The 14,752-nt window shown below is 48.5% G+C and carries 14 protein-coding genes; 3 read left to right on the top strand and 11 right to left on the bottom strand.

Going from position 1 to position 14,752, the window contains the following annotated elements:
• Nucleotides 1-34 precede the first annotated feature (34 nt).
• Nucleotides 35-1,252, top strand: a complete 1,218-nt coding sequence (locus I8U23_RS01845) for a Tm-1-like ATP-binding domain-containing protein (protein ID WP_198050644.1) — start codon at nucleotides 35-37, stop codon at nucleotides 1,250-1,252.
• 15 nt (nucleotides 1,253-1,267) lie between these two features.
• Nucleotides 1,268-2,092 carry a phosphoenolpyruvate hydrolase family protein gene (locus I8U23_RS01840; protein ID WP_037995341.1) on the top strand — a complete coding sequence of 275 codons (825 nt, stop codon included), beginning with the start codon at nucleotides 1,268-1,270 and terminating at the stop codon, nucleotides 2,090-2,092.
• 38 nt (nucleotides 2,093-2,130) lie between these two features.
• Here the strand turns inward: I8U23_RS01840 and I8U23_RS01835 are convergent, their stop codons facing one another.
• A complete protein-coding gene (locus I8U23_RS01835) occupies nucleotides 2,131-2,712 on the bottom strand; it encodes a hypothetical protein (protein WP_131470929.1) in 582 nt (193 codons plus the stop codon).
• A gap of 109 nt (nucleotides 2,713-2,821) precedes the next feature.
• Nucleotides 2,822-3,337, bottom strand: coding sequence for a D-glycero-alpha-D-manno-heptose-1,7-bisphosphate 7-phosphatase (locus I8U23_RS01830; protein WP_037995342.1), 516 nt, complete (start codon nucleotides 3,335-3,337; stop codon nucleotides 2,822-2,824).
• 162 nt (nucleotides 3,338-3,499) lie between these two features.
• On the opposite strand from I8U23_RS01830, the gene trhO reads away from it, so the two are divergent.
• Nucleotides 3,500-4,417: an oxygen-dependent tRNA uridine(34) hydroxylase TrhO gene (trhO, locus tag I8U23_RS01825; RefSeq protein WP_049720086.1), complete on the top strand. Its 918-nt coding sequence runs from the start codon at nucleotides 3,500-3,502 to the stop codon at nucleotides 4,415-4,417.
• A 57-nt stretch (nucleotides 4,418-4,474) separates the two neighbouring features.
• On the opposite strand, the gene I8U23_RS01820 is transcribed toward trhO, so the two are convergent.
• From I8U23_RS01820 to I8U23_RS01780, 9 genes are all read right to left on the bottom strand, one after another.
• Entirely contained in the window at nucleotides 4,475-5,569 is a 1,095-nt protein-coding gene (locus I8U23_RS01820; RefSeq protein ID WP_037995350.1) for an SDR family oxidoreductase, read from the bottom strand.
• Nucleotides 5,570-5,633: 64 nt separating this feature from the next.
• Nucleotides 5,634-6,416 (bottom strand): enoyl-CoA hydratase/isomerase family protein, encoded by a 783-nt coding sequence (locus I8U23_RS01815; protein WP_049720085.1) that lies wholly within the window; start codon nucleotides 6,414-6,416, stop codon nucleotides 5,634-5,636.
• Nucleotides 6,416-7,570: a thiolase family protein gene (locus tag I8U23_RS01810; protein WP_049720084.1), complete on the bottom strand. Its 1,155-nt coding sequence runs from the start codon at nucleotides 7,568-7,570 to the stop codon at nucleotides 6,416-6,418. Before I8U23_RS01810 ends, I8U23_RS01815 begins: the two co-directional genes overlap by 1 nt.
• A gap of 20 nt (nucleotides 7,571-7,590) precedes the next feature.
• Nucleotides 7,591-8,424, bottom strand: a complete 834-nt coding sequence (locus I8U23_RS01805) for an SDR family NAD(P)-dependent oxidoreductase (RefSeq protein WP_049720083.1) — start codon at nucleotides 8,422-8,424, stop codon at nucleotides 7,591-7,593.
• Entirely contained in the window at nucleotides 8,421-10,277 is a 1,857-nt protein-coding gene (locus tag I8U23_RS01800; protein WP_069201542.1) for an AMP-dependent synthetase/ligase, read from the bottom strand. Before I8U23_RS01800 ends, I8U23_RS01805 begins: the two co-directional genes overlap by 4 nt.
• A 66-nt stretch (nucleotides 10,278-10,343) precedes the next feature.
• Complete coding sequence (locus I8U23_RS01795) at nucleotides 10,344-10,697, bottom strand: SCP2 sterol-binding domain-containing protein (RefSeq protein WP_231564595.1); 354 nt, start codon at nucleotides 10,695-10,697, stop codon at nucleotides 10,344-10,346.
• 29 nt (nucleotides 10,698-10,726) lie between these two features.
• Complete coding sequence (locus I8U23_RS01790; RefSeq protein ID WP_037995357.1) at nucleotides 10,727-11,899, bottom strand: acyl-CoA dehydrogenase family protein; 1,173 nt, start codon at nucleotides 11,897-11,899, stop codon at nucleotides 10,727-10,729.
• Nucleotides 11,900-11,957: 58 nt separating this feature from the next.
• Nucleotides 11,958-12,587 (bottom strand): TetR/AcrR family transcriptional regulator, encoded by a 630-nt coding sequence (locus tag I8U23_RS01785; RefSeq protein WP_049720082.1) that lies wholly within the window; start codon nucleotides 12,585-12,587, stop codon nucleotides 11,958-11,960.
• 746 nt (nucleotides 12,588-13,333) lie between these two features.
• Entirely contained in the window at nucleotides 13,334-14,584 is a 1,251-nt protein-coding gene (locus I8U23_RS01780; RefSeq protein ID WP_198050643.1) for an NCS2 family permease, read from the bottom strand.
• Nucleotides 14,585-14,752 lie beyond the last annotated feature (168 nt).

The raw sequence follows: 14,752 nt of genomic DNA, 5'->3' as shown, positions 1-14,752 counted from the left end.
AAGCATCCTAACTCAACATGCAAGGAGGATCGAAATGGGCAAAACCATTGCTGTCATTGGTGCACTGGATACCAAAGGGCATGACTATGCATTTATCAAGCAGGAAATCGAAAAACACGGGCACCAAGCCTTTGTTATTGACACAGGTGTTTTGGGAGAGCCGTTTTTTGATCCGGATATTTCTGCCGAAAAAGTGGCGGAAGCCGGCGGGAGCTCTTTGGAAGAGCTTCGGAAAAAAGCTGATAAATCCCATGCCATGTCTGTCATGACACGGGGAATCGCCGTCATTATGAAGGAGCTTTTTCTGGAAGGAAAAATTGATGCTGGTTTTTCGATGGGAGGATCCAACGGGACCATGATCGGTACATCCGGCTTGCAAGCCCTTCCGGTGGGAGTCCCGAAGGTGATGGTGAGCACGGTGGCCTCCGGCGATACAAAGCCTTATGTGGGGATCAGCGATATTGTCATGATTCCGTCGGTTTTGGATGTGGCCGGAGTCAACCGGATCAGCGCCAAAATTTATTCCAATGCCGTCGGTGCCATTATCGGCATGCTGGAAGCCGAGGTGCCGCCCATCGATACCAAACCTTTGATCACCGCCTCCATGTTTGGAAACACCACCACGCTGGTGAATCAATGCAAACATTTGCTGGAACAAAAAGACTATGAAGTATTGGTGTTTCACGCCACCGGCACCGGCGGGAAAACCATGGAATATTTGATTGGTCAGGGATACATAACCGGGGTGTTGGACATTACCACGACAGAATTGGCCGATGAACTGGTGGGAGGTGTGCTGTCGGCAGGCCCCACCCGGATGGATGCTGCCGCCAAGTGGGCATTGCCTCAAGTCGTGGCACCAGGGTGCCTGGACATGGTGAACTTTTGGGGACCTGCCACCGTGCCGGAAAAATTCAAAGACCGACTTTTTTATTATTGGAACGATAACATCACATTAATGAGAACCACCCCTGAAGAAAATGAAAATCTGGGCCGGATCCTGGCGGAAAAAATCAACCGGTCCAAAGGAGAAGTCGCCGTCTTTCTTCCCTTAAAAGGCGTTTCCGAACTGGACGCTCCCGGAAAAGAATTTTGGTGGCCGGAAGCCGACCAAGCACTGTTTGATGCCATCAAGCAATACACCAATCCGGACATCCCGGTCTACGAATTGGATTGCAATATTAATGATCCGGAATTTGCTGATGCCGTGACGAAAAAATTGATGGAACTGATTCAAAAAGAAAGCGAATGAAGGGAGTTTGACATCATGCCATTTATCAGCAGAGAAGAATCACTCAAACGTTTAAGAAACACTCTTCAGCAAGGAAAGCCGATTATCGGTTGCGGGGCCGGAACCGGAATTTCTGCAAAATTTGCCGAACGAGGCGGAGCCGACATCATCATTATTTATAATTCCGGCCGTTATCGCATGGCCGGACGCGGGTCTTTGGCCGGTTTGCTCCCCTATGGAGACGCCAATGCCATTGTGGTGGAAATGGCTTCAGAAGTGTTGCCGATTGTCCAAAACACTCCTGTTTTGGCCGGCGTTTGCGGCACCGATCCCTTCCGCAGAATGCCCGTTTTCCTGAAGCAACTGAAAGAAATGGGATTTGACGGGGTCCAAAACTTCCCCACCGTCGGGCTTTTTGACGGGAATTTCCGCCAAAACCTCGAAGAAACCGGAATGGGCTTTGATTTGGAAGTCGAAATGATTCGTGAAGCACACCAACTGGATATGCTGACCTGTCCGTACGTATTTAATACAGAAGAAGCCGTGGCCATGGCGGAAGCTGGTGCCGATGTCCTGGTGGCGCATATGGGGCTTACCACCAAAGGTTCGATTGGAGCGGAAACGGCGCTGACCTTGGAGAAATCCGCCGAACGGATTCAGGCCATTCATGATGCCGCCAAAAAAGTGAATCCCGACATCATCATCCTTTGTCATGGCGGCCCCATTGCCGAACCGCAGGACGTGAAAGAGATTTTATCCATGACCAACGGCGTGGACGGGTTCTTTGGCGCATCCAGCATTGAACGCCTCCCCACAGAAGTGGCCATTCAAACCCAAGTGGAAAACTTCAAGAATTTATAAAGCAAAAAAACGCCTGGAAAAATGAATCCAGGCGTTTTTTAATGGTGGTGTGGTTGGATGATATTTGTTGTGGAAGCCGGAAAAGCATCCACCCACACCGCATTGAGAGGAAACGATGCGATAATGAGTGCGATCGAAAACAAAACCCCCCAACCGGCGATTTTCTTTTCTCTCATGGCTTCCTTCTTTTTATCTGCTTTGTTCATTTCCTGTGCAATCAATTGAATGATCAACGCCATGGCAATGACAAAAGAGGCAATCACCACGGCCAGGGTCCATGCCGAATTTTCGGGAACTATCATCACCCCCAGCATCGCCCCCATCATTCCTCCCATGATCCCTGCCAGCAACCCGTCCAGGGAAGCCAAAAGATGTATCGGTTTACCGGTAAAATAACCGGCAACCATCCCAAACACCATGGCAATTTCCGTGGAAACCATCATGGTTTCCAGAAAAACACCGAGCAAGGTTCCCAATAACAGGCTGCTCATCATGGCCACACCCATGGAAACCATCATGCCCGTCATTTTGGTCAGACAACGATTATGTATGTTGGCGATGATCATGACATAAGCCGTAAACCCGATCCAGATCAGATATCCGACTGCCAATGTAGCCAATCTTGCACCCCCATCCCGAGTTTATTATATTTATAGTCCTCCTTTTTCGCATGATTCCTTCGGGCTATATTCAGAGATTTTTTTGCTTGGAAAGAAAAAAGGAGGAAAATCACTCCTCCTTTGGATCCAATGAACAGGCAAAATCCCACAGAGTATATTCGCTCGAAACCAGGATGGACCGGCATCCCGCTCTTTTGCCCGCTTCCAGATCGACTTGCCGGTCCCCCACCATCCATGACCGGGACAAATCCACTTGATGTTTCTTTGCCAGCTCCAGAATCATGCCGGCTTGGGGCTTGCGGCAAGAGCAACCTTCAAAAGGTTTATGGGGACAATACAAGATGTCGTCAATGATGGCTTCGGGATGTCCGGCGATTAAATCTTCCTGCATTTTTTCATGGATTTTTTTCAAGGTTTTTTCCTGGATATAACCCAGCCCCACACCGCCTTGATTGGTAACCACAAAAATTTTGTACCCGAGTCCCCTTAATTTGGCAATCGCTTCCGGAACTTTTTCAAGCAAATAGAAATCCTGCGGCCGGTTGACATGATCCACCCGGTCCGTTTTCACTTCGTTGATAACCCCGTCCCGGTCGAGAAAAACGGCTTTGTTTTGTTCTTTCAACTTCTTCCCACCTTTTGGTCTTTTTGATTATCATAATTGAAAAAAGGCCTTTGTGCGATAGGCTTCGGCCTTAAGCCGTACTTTGCGTTTTTTCATGTCTGTTGTATACTAAAAGGCAGGACTTTTTTCGGGAAAACTGTTGAAAAGGGGAAGTGATCAGACATGGAAACCAATGATCAAAACTATCGTGTACTCCTTTACTATAAATACACACCTTTGGAAGATCCGGAATCCTTTGCGGATGAACACCGTGCATTTTGCAATGAACTCGGCTTGCGGGGACGGATTTGGGTTTCCAAAGAAGGAATTAACGGAACCGTGTCGGGAACAGTTGAACAAACCCAAAAATATATGGATTACATGCATCAGCACCCGTTGTTCCATGATATGCCCTTTAAGGTCGACAAACATCACAAACATGCATTCAAAAAAATGATTGTACGCCCGAAAAAAGAATTGGTCACCTGGCGTTTGAAAAAGAACGTGGATCCCCACAAAAAAACGGGAAAACGTTTGTCGCCCAAAGAATTTTACGAAATGCTCCAACGGGATGACGTGATCGTATTAGACGGAAGAAACGACTATGAGTATGACATCGGCCATTTTCGCGGAGCCATCCGCCCGGATGTCAAAACCACCCGGGAGTTCCCTGAATGGATTCGCAAAAACATGAGCCAATACAAAGACAAACCGATCATCACTTATTGCACCGGGGGCATCCGTTGTGAAAAACTGACGGCCCTGATGCTGGAAGAAGGGTTTAAAGAAGTTTACCAGCTGGACGGGGGTATCATCACCTACAGCCAAGATCCGGAAGTAAAAGGGCAACTCTTTGACGGAAAATGTTATGTGTTTGATGAACGGATCTCGGTCCGCATCAATCAAGTCGAAGACAAGATCGTCGGGAAATGTTCCCATTGCGGAAAACCGGAAGACCGCTACATCAATTGCAAATATGATCCTTGCCATAAACAGCACATTTGTTGTCCGGAATGCGAAGAAAAATATGAAGGCTATTGCACCATGGAATGCAAAGAGCGGGATCTTCAAAAAGCATCCAAAGAGGCATCCGCTTCTTAATCAGCGCAACAATAAAGCTTGTCGCCAAGTCATCCGGCCGACAAGCTTTATTGTTTCTTACCGCACTTCAATCATTTTGTCCGGATCATGCCGGTGATTTTCATAGAATTTGACACAAACCTGAATGTAATCTTTAAAATCCGCGCACTTGACCCCTGAATCTTTTAAATCTTCCAACGCTTGTGAGCAATCGTATTCCGCCTTCAGGCGAAAGTATTCGATGGTCTCTTTTTCCACCATCAACCACCTTCGAAACGCGGGGATTGAAAGCAAACCGTATACAATGAAAGAGGGCAGCGTAAAGGACGCTTTCTTTCCAACCAGTGTCTCGCAAATGATACCGAACGCTTCCCGGGCCGGATAAGGGTTGGGGTCGGTCAAATGATACACTTTTCCTTCCCCCACCGGATGCGTGGCCAAATAACACGTTGCGTCCACGATATAATCCACCGGCACGAGATTTAACAAGGCTTTCCCCCGGCCCGGATAAGGAATGGGGAAACGGGAAAATTTGTCCAAATAACGCATCACAAAGTAAGGTCCGTCAAACTTGACCGTTTCCCCCGTTTTGGAATCTCCCATGACAATTCCCGGCCGGATGATTGTCAAAGGCACTTGCTTCATGATCTTCTGAGTGATAACCTCCGCTTCAAACTTGCTCGCTTCATAATGGTTTTTAAAAGACTGTCCTTCATCCAATTCAGTCTCCAAAATCCGGCCGGTCCGCTTGCCCGATACATAAGCGGTACTGAAATAGACGTACCGCTTCAATCCGGATAAACTTAAGACGAAATCGTTTACATTCCGGGTGCCGGTCACATTGACCTTATAGGCGGTCTCCTTGGAAACCGCCAAGTCATAAATCGCGGCCAAATGAAAAACATAATCGATCTCCTCCCGGAGGCGTTCCATGCGTTGCTGCGGGATGTCCAAATTTTCCTTGGTAATGTCGCCGGGGATCGGGATGAAACATCCTCTGGACCCTGCTTTCTTTTGCGTTAATTGCGAAATCACTTTTTCCGCCTTCTCTTGTTGACTGGGGTGAACCAACAGCAGGAAACGGGAAGACGGATCCTGGTCAAACAACTTTTCAACCAGCCGGGTGGCAATAAATCCGGGGAAACCGGTAAAAAAGTAAGTATGTGAAGGCATAAGATCCCCCCTTTAAATGAAATGCAGGCACAGCCTCCCGGTTTGGGAGGCTTATGTGCCGATATTATTTTCCTTTAAAAGACGGTTTGCGTTTGGAAAAGAAAGCGGCAACCCCTTCGATGGCATCTTCCGTGCGCATCACGGCCAGCATGTTTTCGCGTTCGACTTTCAACCCTTCCGGCAGTTCCTTCCGGCTCCCGTTGATGACCGATTGGATGATTCCTTTCATGGCAACGGGCGGTCCTTCGGCCAATTGTTTGGCCCATTCAAACGCTTCTTCGGCCAACCGTTCCGCAGGCACAACTTTATTGACCAGTCCGATTTCCAATGCTTCCTGTGCGGAAATTCTTTTCCCTTCCAGCATGATTTCCAAAGCGCGCCTTTGCCCGATCAGACGTGGTAACCGTTGTGTTCCACCGTAACCCGGCATAATCCCCAACCGGACTTCCGGCAATCCGAATTCGGCATGGTCGGCGGCAATCGCCAAGTGGCAAGCCATTTGCAATTCGTTTCCGCCACCCAACGCTTTCCCGTTGATGGAAGCAATCACCGGTTTGGGGAAGTTTTCAATCCGGTCGAATAAATCATGGATTTGTTTTAAGAAACCTTCAGCCTGTTCCCGATCCCCCATCCCGCCAAACTCGGAAACATCCGCACCGGCGGAAAAAGTTTTTTCTCCCGCACCGGTGAGGATCAAACTCCGGACGGACGGATCCTTTTCCAATTGATCCAAAATGGAACCCAATTCAATCAGGGCATCCCGGCTCAGCGTATTTACTGGCGGGCGGTTGATGGTGATCCGTGCAACCTGATCGCGAATCTCCACCAAAAAATGCTTCCACTCCATCAGCCTTCCTCCCGTTCAATAATGACTGCAAGCGCCATTCCGAATCCGATGCACATCGTGGCCAACCCGTAACGTTCCTTCCGGCGTTCCAGCTCATTGACCAATGTCGCGATAATCCGGGCCCCACTGGCTCCGAGCGGATGCCCCAATGCAATCGCGCCTCCGTTGGGGTTGACTTTTTCCATGTCCGGTTTGATCTCCTGCTTCCAGGCAAGAACCACCGAAGCAAACGCTTCATTGACCTCAAACACGCCGATGTCGTCCAAACTTAAACCGACACGGTCCAACACTTTTCGGGTGGCGGGAATGATCCCCGTCAGCATGATATCCGGCTCCACACCAGCCAATTGTGTGGCAACCACCCGGGCTTTCGGAACGAGCCCCAAGTCTTTGGCTTTCCGGCGGGAGGTGAGCAAAACAGCGGCCGAACCATCACTGATCTGGCTGGAATTTCCCGGTGTCACATTGCCGTCGGGACGGAAGGAGGGAGACAATTGAGCCAGTGCTTCCAAACTGGTATTGGCCCGGGGCGTCTCATCCTTGTCCAGTTTTACCCATTCCCCTTTATCTCCTTTGATTTCCACCGGCACCAGCTCGTTGTCAAAACGTCCTTCCTGTTGTGCAACCAGTGCCTTTTCATGGCTGTGCAATGAAAATTCGTCCATCTCCTCACGGGAGATTCCCCATTTTTCGGCAATCATTTCCGCTGAGAGCCCTTGCGGAATAATGTTGTATTTGGACAACAGCCGGTCGCTGAAACTGCCGCCGTCACTGCCCATGGGGACCCGGTTCATGCTTTCAACCCCGGCCGCGATCACACAATCCGCCATCCCCGCCATGATGGCATGAGCCCCTTGGGCAACGGTTTCCAAAGAGGAAGCACACATCCGGTTGACACTCACTCCGCACACTTCCACCGGAAACCCTGCGATCAAGCCGGCCATTCTGCCGATATTGTATCCTTGCTCGCCGATTTGCGTGACGCATCCCATTTTAATGTCTTCCACTTCTGCCGGATCCAGTTGGTTTTTCTCCACCAGCTTTTGCAGGACGAAAGCTGCCATGTCATCAGGCCGGACCGTCGAGAGTGTTCCTTTTTTCCGCCCGATCGGTGTCCGGATGGCATCAATGATCACTGCATCGCGGTCACTCATGCTTTTCTCTCCTTTCTTCATCAAAAAGTAAACAGATCGATTCCGCCTGCAACCGGAAGTCCGACCCCGGTAATGTATTTGGCCTGATCTGATGCCAAGAACACGATGGCATATGCAATATCCTCCGGTTCCCCCGGTCTTTTAAAAGCCGTCCGTTCAATCATGCGCTCCCGCATTTTCGGGTTGGTGTATTGAAAAGCCTCCGTATTGATAATTCCCGGCACAATGGCATTGGACGTAATATTGTACCGGGCCCCTTCCAAAGCCAAGGTTTTGGTCAAGCCCAGGATTCCCGCTTTGGTGGTTGAATAACTGGCTTGTCCGTATCCTCCCAAGGTTCCGGCCACAGAAGCCATATTGATGATGCGTCCCCATTTCTGTTCTTTCATATAGGGCCAAACCGCTTTGGAACAGTTGTAAGCTCCGGTCAAATTCACCTTCAAATCCCGGTCCCAAAAATCATCATTCTGATGTTCCAAACGCGCTGTATGATCCAAGGTTCCGGCATTGTTGACCAAGATGTCAATCCGACCGAACCTGTCTTTGATTTCAGCCATTACCTTTTGGACTTCTTCCCGATCTGTGACATCCATCCGGTATGCCGCCGAGCGCCGTCCCATTTCTTCAATTTGTTTGGCCGTAGATTTGGTGTAAATGGTTTTGGATTGAGCCATGATTTGGGACATCGGCCCGTACTGTTCGGACTTTTCCTCCAATTTCTCGTCTTCTTCGATCAAAATATCCGTCACCACCACATCGGCTCCGGCTTCTGCCAACTTCAAAGCGTCCATTCTCCCCAAACCGCGGGAAGCCCCGGTGACAACCGCCACTTTTCCTTTGAGTGGAAGATTCATGATGTACCTCCTTGCTTTGCGGATTCTAAAATAATCATGCGCGGATGAGAAACATCCCCGTACATTTGGGCAATTTCATTTTTATAAATTTTTTCGATCTCATGTGTCCGTACTTTCAATGAAGGCGTGATCTCTCCGGTTTCCTCTGTCCACTCCCGTCCGGATATCCAAGCTTTTTTGGGCCGTTCATAACGGGGGAAATTCTTGACCGCCTGCTTGATCTCGTTTTGAAGAAGCGTTTTCACTTCTTCGCATTCGACCAGCTTCTCACGGGAATCGGCAGGCAAATTCTTCTTCTTTGCCCAAGGGACCAGCTGTTCAAAATCAGGTTCGATCAACACGGTGGTGTATTTTCGGTCTTGGCCGATTAAACAGCACTGGTTGATGTACAAACTGGCGCAAATCGCATTTTCCACCGGTTGGGGACTCACATTTTTTCCGGTGGACAATATCAAAAGCCGTTTTTTCCGGTCCGTGATTTTCAAATAACCTTCCTCGTTGATTTCACCCAGATCCCCTGTCTTCAACCATCCGTTGTGGAACTGATTGGCGGTTGCTTCCTCATTTCGGTAATACCCTTGCATCACATTGGGACCGCGAACCCAAATTTCGCCGTCCTCGGCGATACTGACTTCCAAGTTGGGCAGCGGCAGCCCCACAGTTCCGATCCGGGCACGGGAAAACGGATTGACACTGATCACCGGTGAGGTTTCGGTCAGTCCGTATCCCTCCAACACCGGCACATCAATCGCCCAAAAGAACCGGGCGATGTCAGGATTCAAAGCAGCCCCGCCCGAAATCAAACCGCGCAGCCGCCCGCCCAGTTGCGATTTGATCTTCTGAAAAACGAGCTTGTCGGCAATTTTCCATTTCCATTTCAGATCCGGCGGCAAATCATGCATCATCAAATAATCAGCCGGCTTGCTGGTGTACAGTTCATACCGTTTTTCCCCGATCTTAAGAGCCCATTCAAAAACCGCACGGCGGATCGGTGTCCCCGATTGGATCTCTTCTTGGACGCGGGCATAAATTTTTTCAAAAAGCCTTGGCACACTGGTCATCACCGTGGGACGAACCTCCAACAGATTTTGCGGGATCGTCTCCAGGCTTTCTGCATAAGCAATCGTGGCCCCGACCGATAACGGCATAAACTGTCCGGCCATTCGTTCAAAAACATGCGCCAGCGGCAGATAGGACAAGAAAATGTCATCGTGCCGGGCTTCCATGCACCAAATTTGAATTCCCTCAATATTGGATAAAAAATTTCCGTGTGTTAACATAGCACCCTTGGGAACACCCGTCGTTCCGGATGTATGGATGATGGTCATCAGTTGATCGCGCCCGATTGCTTTCCAAATCTCTGACCATTGATCCAGCGGGTGTTCCTTTCCTTGGCGCTCCAAGGAAGAAAAGGTGACGATATTCCCGTTATTTCCTGAATATTCTCTGAATCCCATATAAATAATGGTATGGACATCGTTTTGGCCATGGATGACTTTTTGGAGTTGTTCTTCATCCTCTACAAAAACCACTTCGCAGTCTGCTTGTTTTAAAATGGTGTTGACATGGTCCGCAGGAAGGGACGGGTAGACCGGCACGCTGACAGCCCCCAAACTGCCGACAGCCAGATCCGCAATGGGCCATTTGTATTGATTGTTGGAAAGGATGCCGACTTTGGTATCCTTCCGGACCCCGAAACGATACAATCCTGCGGCCACCCATTGAATACGGTTCCAAAAATTCTGATAAGTGAGTGTTTGGTAAGTGTTGTTTTCTTTCCACTTCAGTGCGATATTGTCCGGATATTTTTCAACGGAGCGCCATACCATTTCCACCAGATTTTGGTTTTTCATTGGCAGCCCTCCAGAAGCAGTGATATGACGCCTGAGGCAGTTCCCGGTCCGGACCGGGAACTGAAATCATACATATTTGCTTACGTCATATTGACGGAGCAAGTTTTCCATCTTCATCGCAGCACCGATATTTCCTTTGATTTTCAATTTCCCGGACATGAACGCTGCGGTTCCGCTCAGATTTCCCAAAAGCAATTCTTTAAAATCATCGATTTTCATTTGCAACACACAATCCGCTTCAGCAGGTGAACCTTTCTCCACTTTGGCTTGACCATTGGACAATTGCAGCTGATAGGTGACTTCTTCTTCGCCTGTGAGATCATATTGATAAACGGCATTCATTCCTTCAATCGGCTTGGAATCCTCATTTAACGCCTGCTCGATTTTTTCGAAAATTTCATGAATGCTCAAGTCTTTCATCATCATTTCTCCCTTCATATTGATAATGTTTAGAAACTGTTGGTGATCACTTTATATTGAATTTGTGTGGTTCCTTCATAAATGGACAGGATTTTCGCATCCCTCATCCACTTTTCAACCGGATAATCCCGCATATAACCGTATCCGCCCAAAATTTGCACCGCATTGGTCGTGACTTCCATGGCTGTTTCGGCTGCGAATGCTTTGGCCATACTGGCTTCGGTCGTACAGGGTTCCCCCCGGTCTGCCAGATCGGCCGCGCGATAAGTCAGCAGGCGGGCCGCTTCGATTTTGGTTTTCATTTGTGCAAGCATAAAGGAAATCGCCTGGTTTTTGATGATGGGACGCCCGAATTGCACCCGGTTTTTTGCATACTCCAATGCATATTCATATGCAGCCTGGGCAACACCGACAGCGCCGGCAGCCACAACCGGTCTTGATTTTTCCAACATCTGCATGGCCCCGAAGAATGCCATGTGCTCTTCTCCCAGCAGGTTTTCCTCTGGGACGCGGACATCCTCAAAAATCACATCTCCGGTATGAGAAGCCCGAATTCCCATTTTTCGCTCTTTTTTCCCTCCGGAAAGCCCCGGCGTTCCTTTGGGGACAATGAAGGCCGACACCCCGTGATAACCCGCATCCGGAATGGTCCGTGCAAAAACAACGTACAGATCGGCAATGCCTCCATTGGTAATGAAACATTTCCGTCCGTTGATCACCCATTCGTTGCCGTCTTTTTCGGCGCGGGTTTTAATCGCTTTGACATCGGAACCAGCGCCTGGCTCAGTCAGTGCCATGGCTCCCATCCGCGGGGTTTCCGGATCACACAAGAACGGGATCCATTTCTTTTTTTGTTCTTCCGTTCCCATATAATAAAGAGGTAATCCGGCCAACCCTGCCACCATCAGGGATGTGGCAATTCCCGCGCACCCCCAATACAACTCCTCGGCAATCAGGCAAGCAGCCATCACGCTGGTCAGGCCGCCCCCTCCATATTCCACCGGAGCCGCATAGCTGGTTAAGCCGGCTTTCGCAGCTTTTTCCAAAACTTGCATGGGGAACTCTTCTTTTTCATCATACTCGGCCGCGATCGGGCGGATCTCCTTTTCTGCAAATCCATGCGCCCACTTTTTGAGATCCAGTTGTTCTTCAGAAAGTTGGAAACAAAGTCCCGAATTCGCTTCCTTATTGGTTCCTGACATAATGGCATCCCTCCGTTTGATACCGATACGTACTGGTACTTCCCGTCCAAAGACAGGCCTATTGACGAACCATGTTTCCAGCTGATTTCCCAAACGAAAAGTTGACATACGAACTGACCATGATCCGGTTTAACAACCGTGCCAGGTGGTCCGTGTCGATTTTTTCATCAGACCGGAAAAGATTATGCATCACGACTTCATTGATCGCTCCAACCATGGCTTGCGAAATGATCCGGGCATCCTGGTTTTGTTTGGCCGGCGGAAGAATCTCCTGCACAATCCGGTCAATCAAATCGGCAAATCTCAGGTGAGCTGTCCGGCGCATCCGTTCCACCGCTTTACTCACCCCGACAGACTCCACCAACAATAATTTCGCAACGGTTGAACGATTCACACAAATCTCGATGTAACGGCGTATGCCGGCATACCCCTTGTACGCAATTTGCTCTTCCCGGCGAACCGCTTCCTCCACTTCCTTCAGAACTTCGTTGGCCAACAGTTCAAACAAGCAGACAAGCAATTCTTCTTTGCTGCGGAAAAAACGGTAAAAAGTCGTTTTGGACACCCTTGCCTGTTCCACCACTTCAAGGATCGAGGTCTCTTTAAATCCTTTGGTGGTAAACAGTTGAAGAGCGACATACAATAACTTGTCTTTTGCTTCTGTTGGCATTTTGGTTACATGAAGCATATCCATCATCCATTCTTCAATGAGTACCAGTACGTATTAGTATTATACTACAAAATTAAATCATTTATCAATTAATTTATTATTTTTTGAATAATATATTTTTATTGTTTTTCGATCGCGATGTTGCTCGGTTTGATTGATGTTTTTTGGTTGCCCGGGAGAACGTCGTAAATTTATCCTTTGTGTGTTTTTATTTTTTGAAGGTTTGTTTGTGTCGCAAACTTGTTTATGTTGGTGTTTATGCGCAAACTAAAGCTTCTTGGATAAAATACCTTCATTAATGGATTAAATGTTGATTTTGTTCAATTCGTTCCGCTGAAATCCAGGGGTTTAATTTTGAATAGTGGGAATAGACAAAAATTAAATCCTCCTTACGAATGATCCATTATCGGGATGAAAAGGAGAAAAAGATATGATTGCAAAAAAAATATCAGTCATTCTCGTATTCTCCCTCGGCTTTTTGTTTACATTTTTTCTCATGTTTTCCACCCCTGCCCTCGTCATGAATCACCCGCCGGCAAAAATAAATGGCATCCTGGACAACAGCCGTTTGGATCCGCCCCACCCGGACCGCTTAACATTGGCAGAGCAACCTGAAACTGAAATGGCACACAGGTGTCCCGTCCGGTTGTCCCGGCTCATTCTTTGTTTCCTCTCCCACAGTCAATGACATGCCACAATGAATCTCCTCACCCATGTAAATATGTCGTCCCCACAAAAAAAGAGGCCGGATCCGGCCTCTTTTTTTAATGCATCATCCATGCGGAAGCAACAAAATAGATTAAAAACAATCCCGCTGTCATATAAATCAAGCGCGAAACCTGTTTCCATTTTCCGCTTGCGGCTTTGAGCAACGGATACGCGATGAATCCCAACGCCAATCCATCCGCAATACTTCCCGTAAGCGGAATTCCAGCGATGATTAAAAAAGCGGGAAATCCTTCTGAAAAATCATGGAAGGGAATCTCTTGCACGCTTTTCATCATCAGCGCACCAATCACCATCAATACAGGAGCAACTGCATTTTCCGGAATCATGCCGATCACCGGCAGCATAAAAACCGAAAGGGCAAACAATCCGGCTGCAACCAGAGCCGGAATGCCTGTTCTTCCCCCTTCAGCAATTCCGGCTGAGCTTTCAGCCGATGCCACCGTCGGGCTTGTTCCGAAGATGCCGGATGTGAGTGTGGATACCGCCACAACCTGATAAGCCCGCGGAAATTTTTCGGCATCCGGCAGCATACCGCTTAATAAGCCCATGTTTTCAAAAACCACAATCATGGTCATCGAGAAAACAGACAGCCAAAACGGAATCTGCCAAAGGTTGAACTCTGCTGCAGCAAACAGATGGAAATAATCTTGCAACTTCACATCGGCTGCCTGGGGACGAAAATCACCGGTCAGGATCATCGTCAGCAAGCTGGTGATGATCAGCCCGATCAACATGCCCCCTCTGGTCCCCCGGACAAACAAAAACAGCGTAACAACAAGGCCCAAAATCGTCGCGAGGGTTACCGGATGGGAAAAATCACCCAGTTGAACAACGTTGATTTCACTCGGTTGGATGATCATCCCTTTCTGCAAGCCGATAAAAGTCAGCAAGAAACCAATCCCTGCTGTGATTCCGTGCTTCAACGAATCCGGAACCCCGGTGACAAGCTTATCGCCCCAGGATGTCACACTGGCGATGAAAAAGCAAAGCCCGGAGAGAATCACCACAGCCAACCCTTGCTTCCACGAAAGCCCGAAAGATTGCACAATGGTGTAACTGAAAAATGCATTGACTCCCATCCCGGGTACCAGGATAATCGGAGCTTTGGCATACCATCCCATGATCAAACAACCAAAGACGGAAGCGCAAATGGTGGCCATCAATCCTGCTCCCAACGGAATGCCGGCATCTTTCAAAATCAGTGGATTAACAAGCAGAATATAGGCTGTCGTGAAAAAGGAAGTCACTCCTGCAATGATCTCAACTTTCAATGTTGAACGATCCATCTTGCCTTTCTATTCCTTTGAGATGATCCCTCACCCACCCGTCACGCAACAAGTTGCGTGACACAAAAAGATTGATGTCGTTTATCATATAAAATTGGATTATGGTCATTAAAAAACGGGTGTTTCCCACACCCGGATAGATATTATAGATGATCTTGTCGGCTGAAG

This window comes from Thermoactinomyces sp. CICC 10735, from assembly GCF_016055175.1.
In the GTDB taxonomy this organism is placed as follows: domain Bacteria; phylum Bacillota; class Bacilli; order Thermoactinomycetales; family Thermoactinomycetaceae; genus Thermoactinomyces; species Thermoactinomyces vulgaris.
This window is presented reverse-complemented; position numbering and strand designations above follow the sequence as displayed.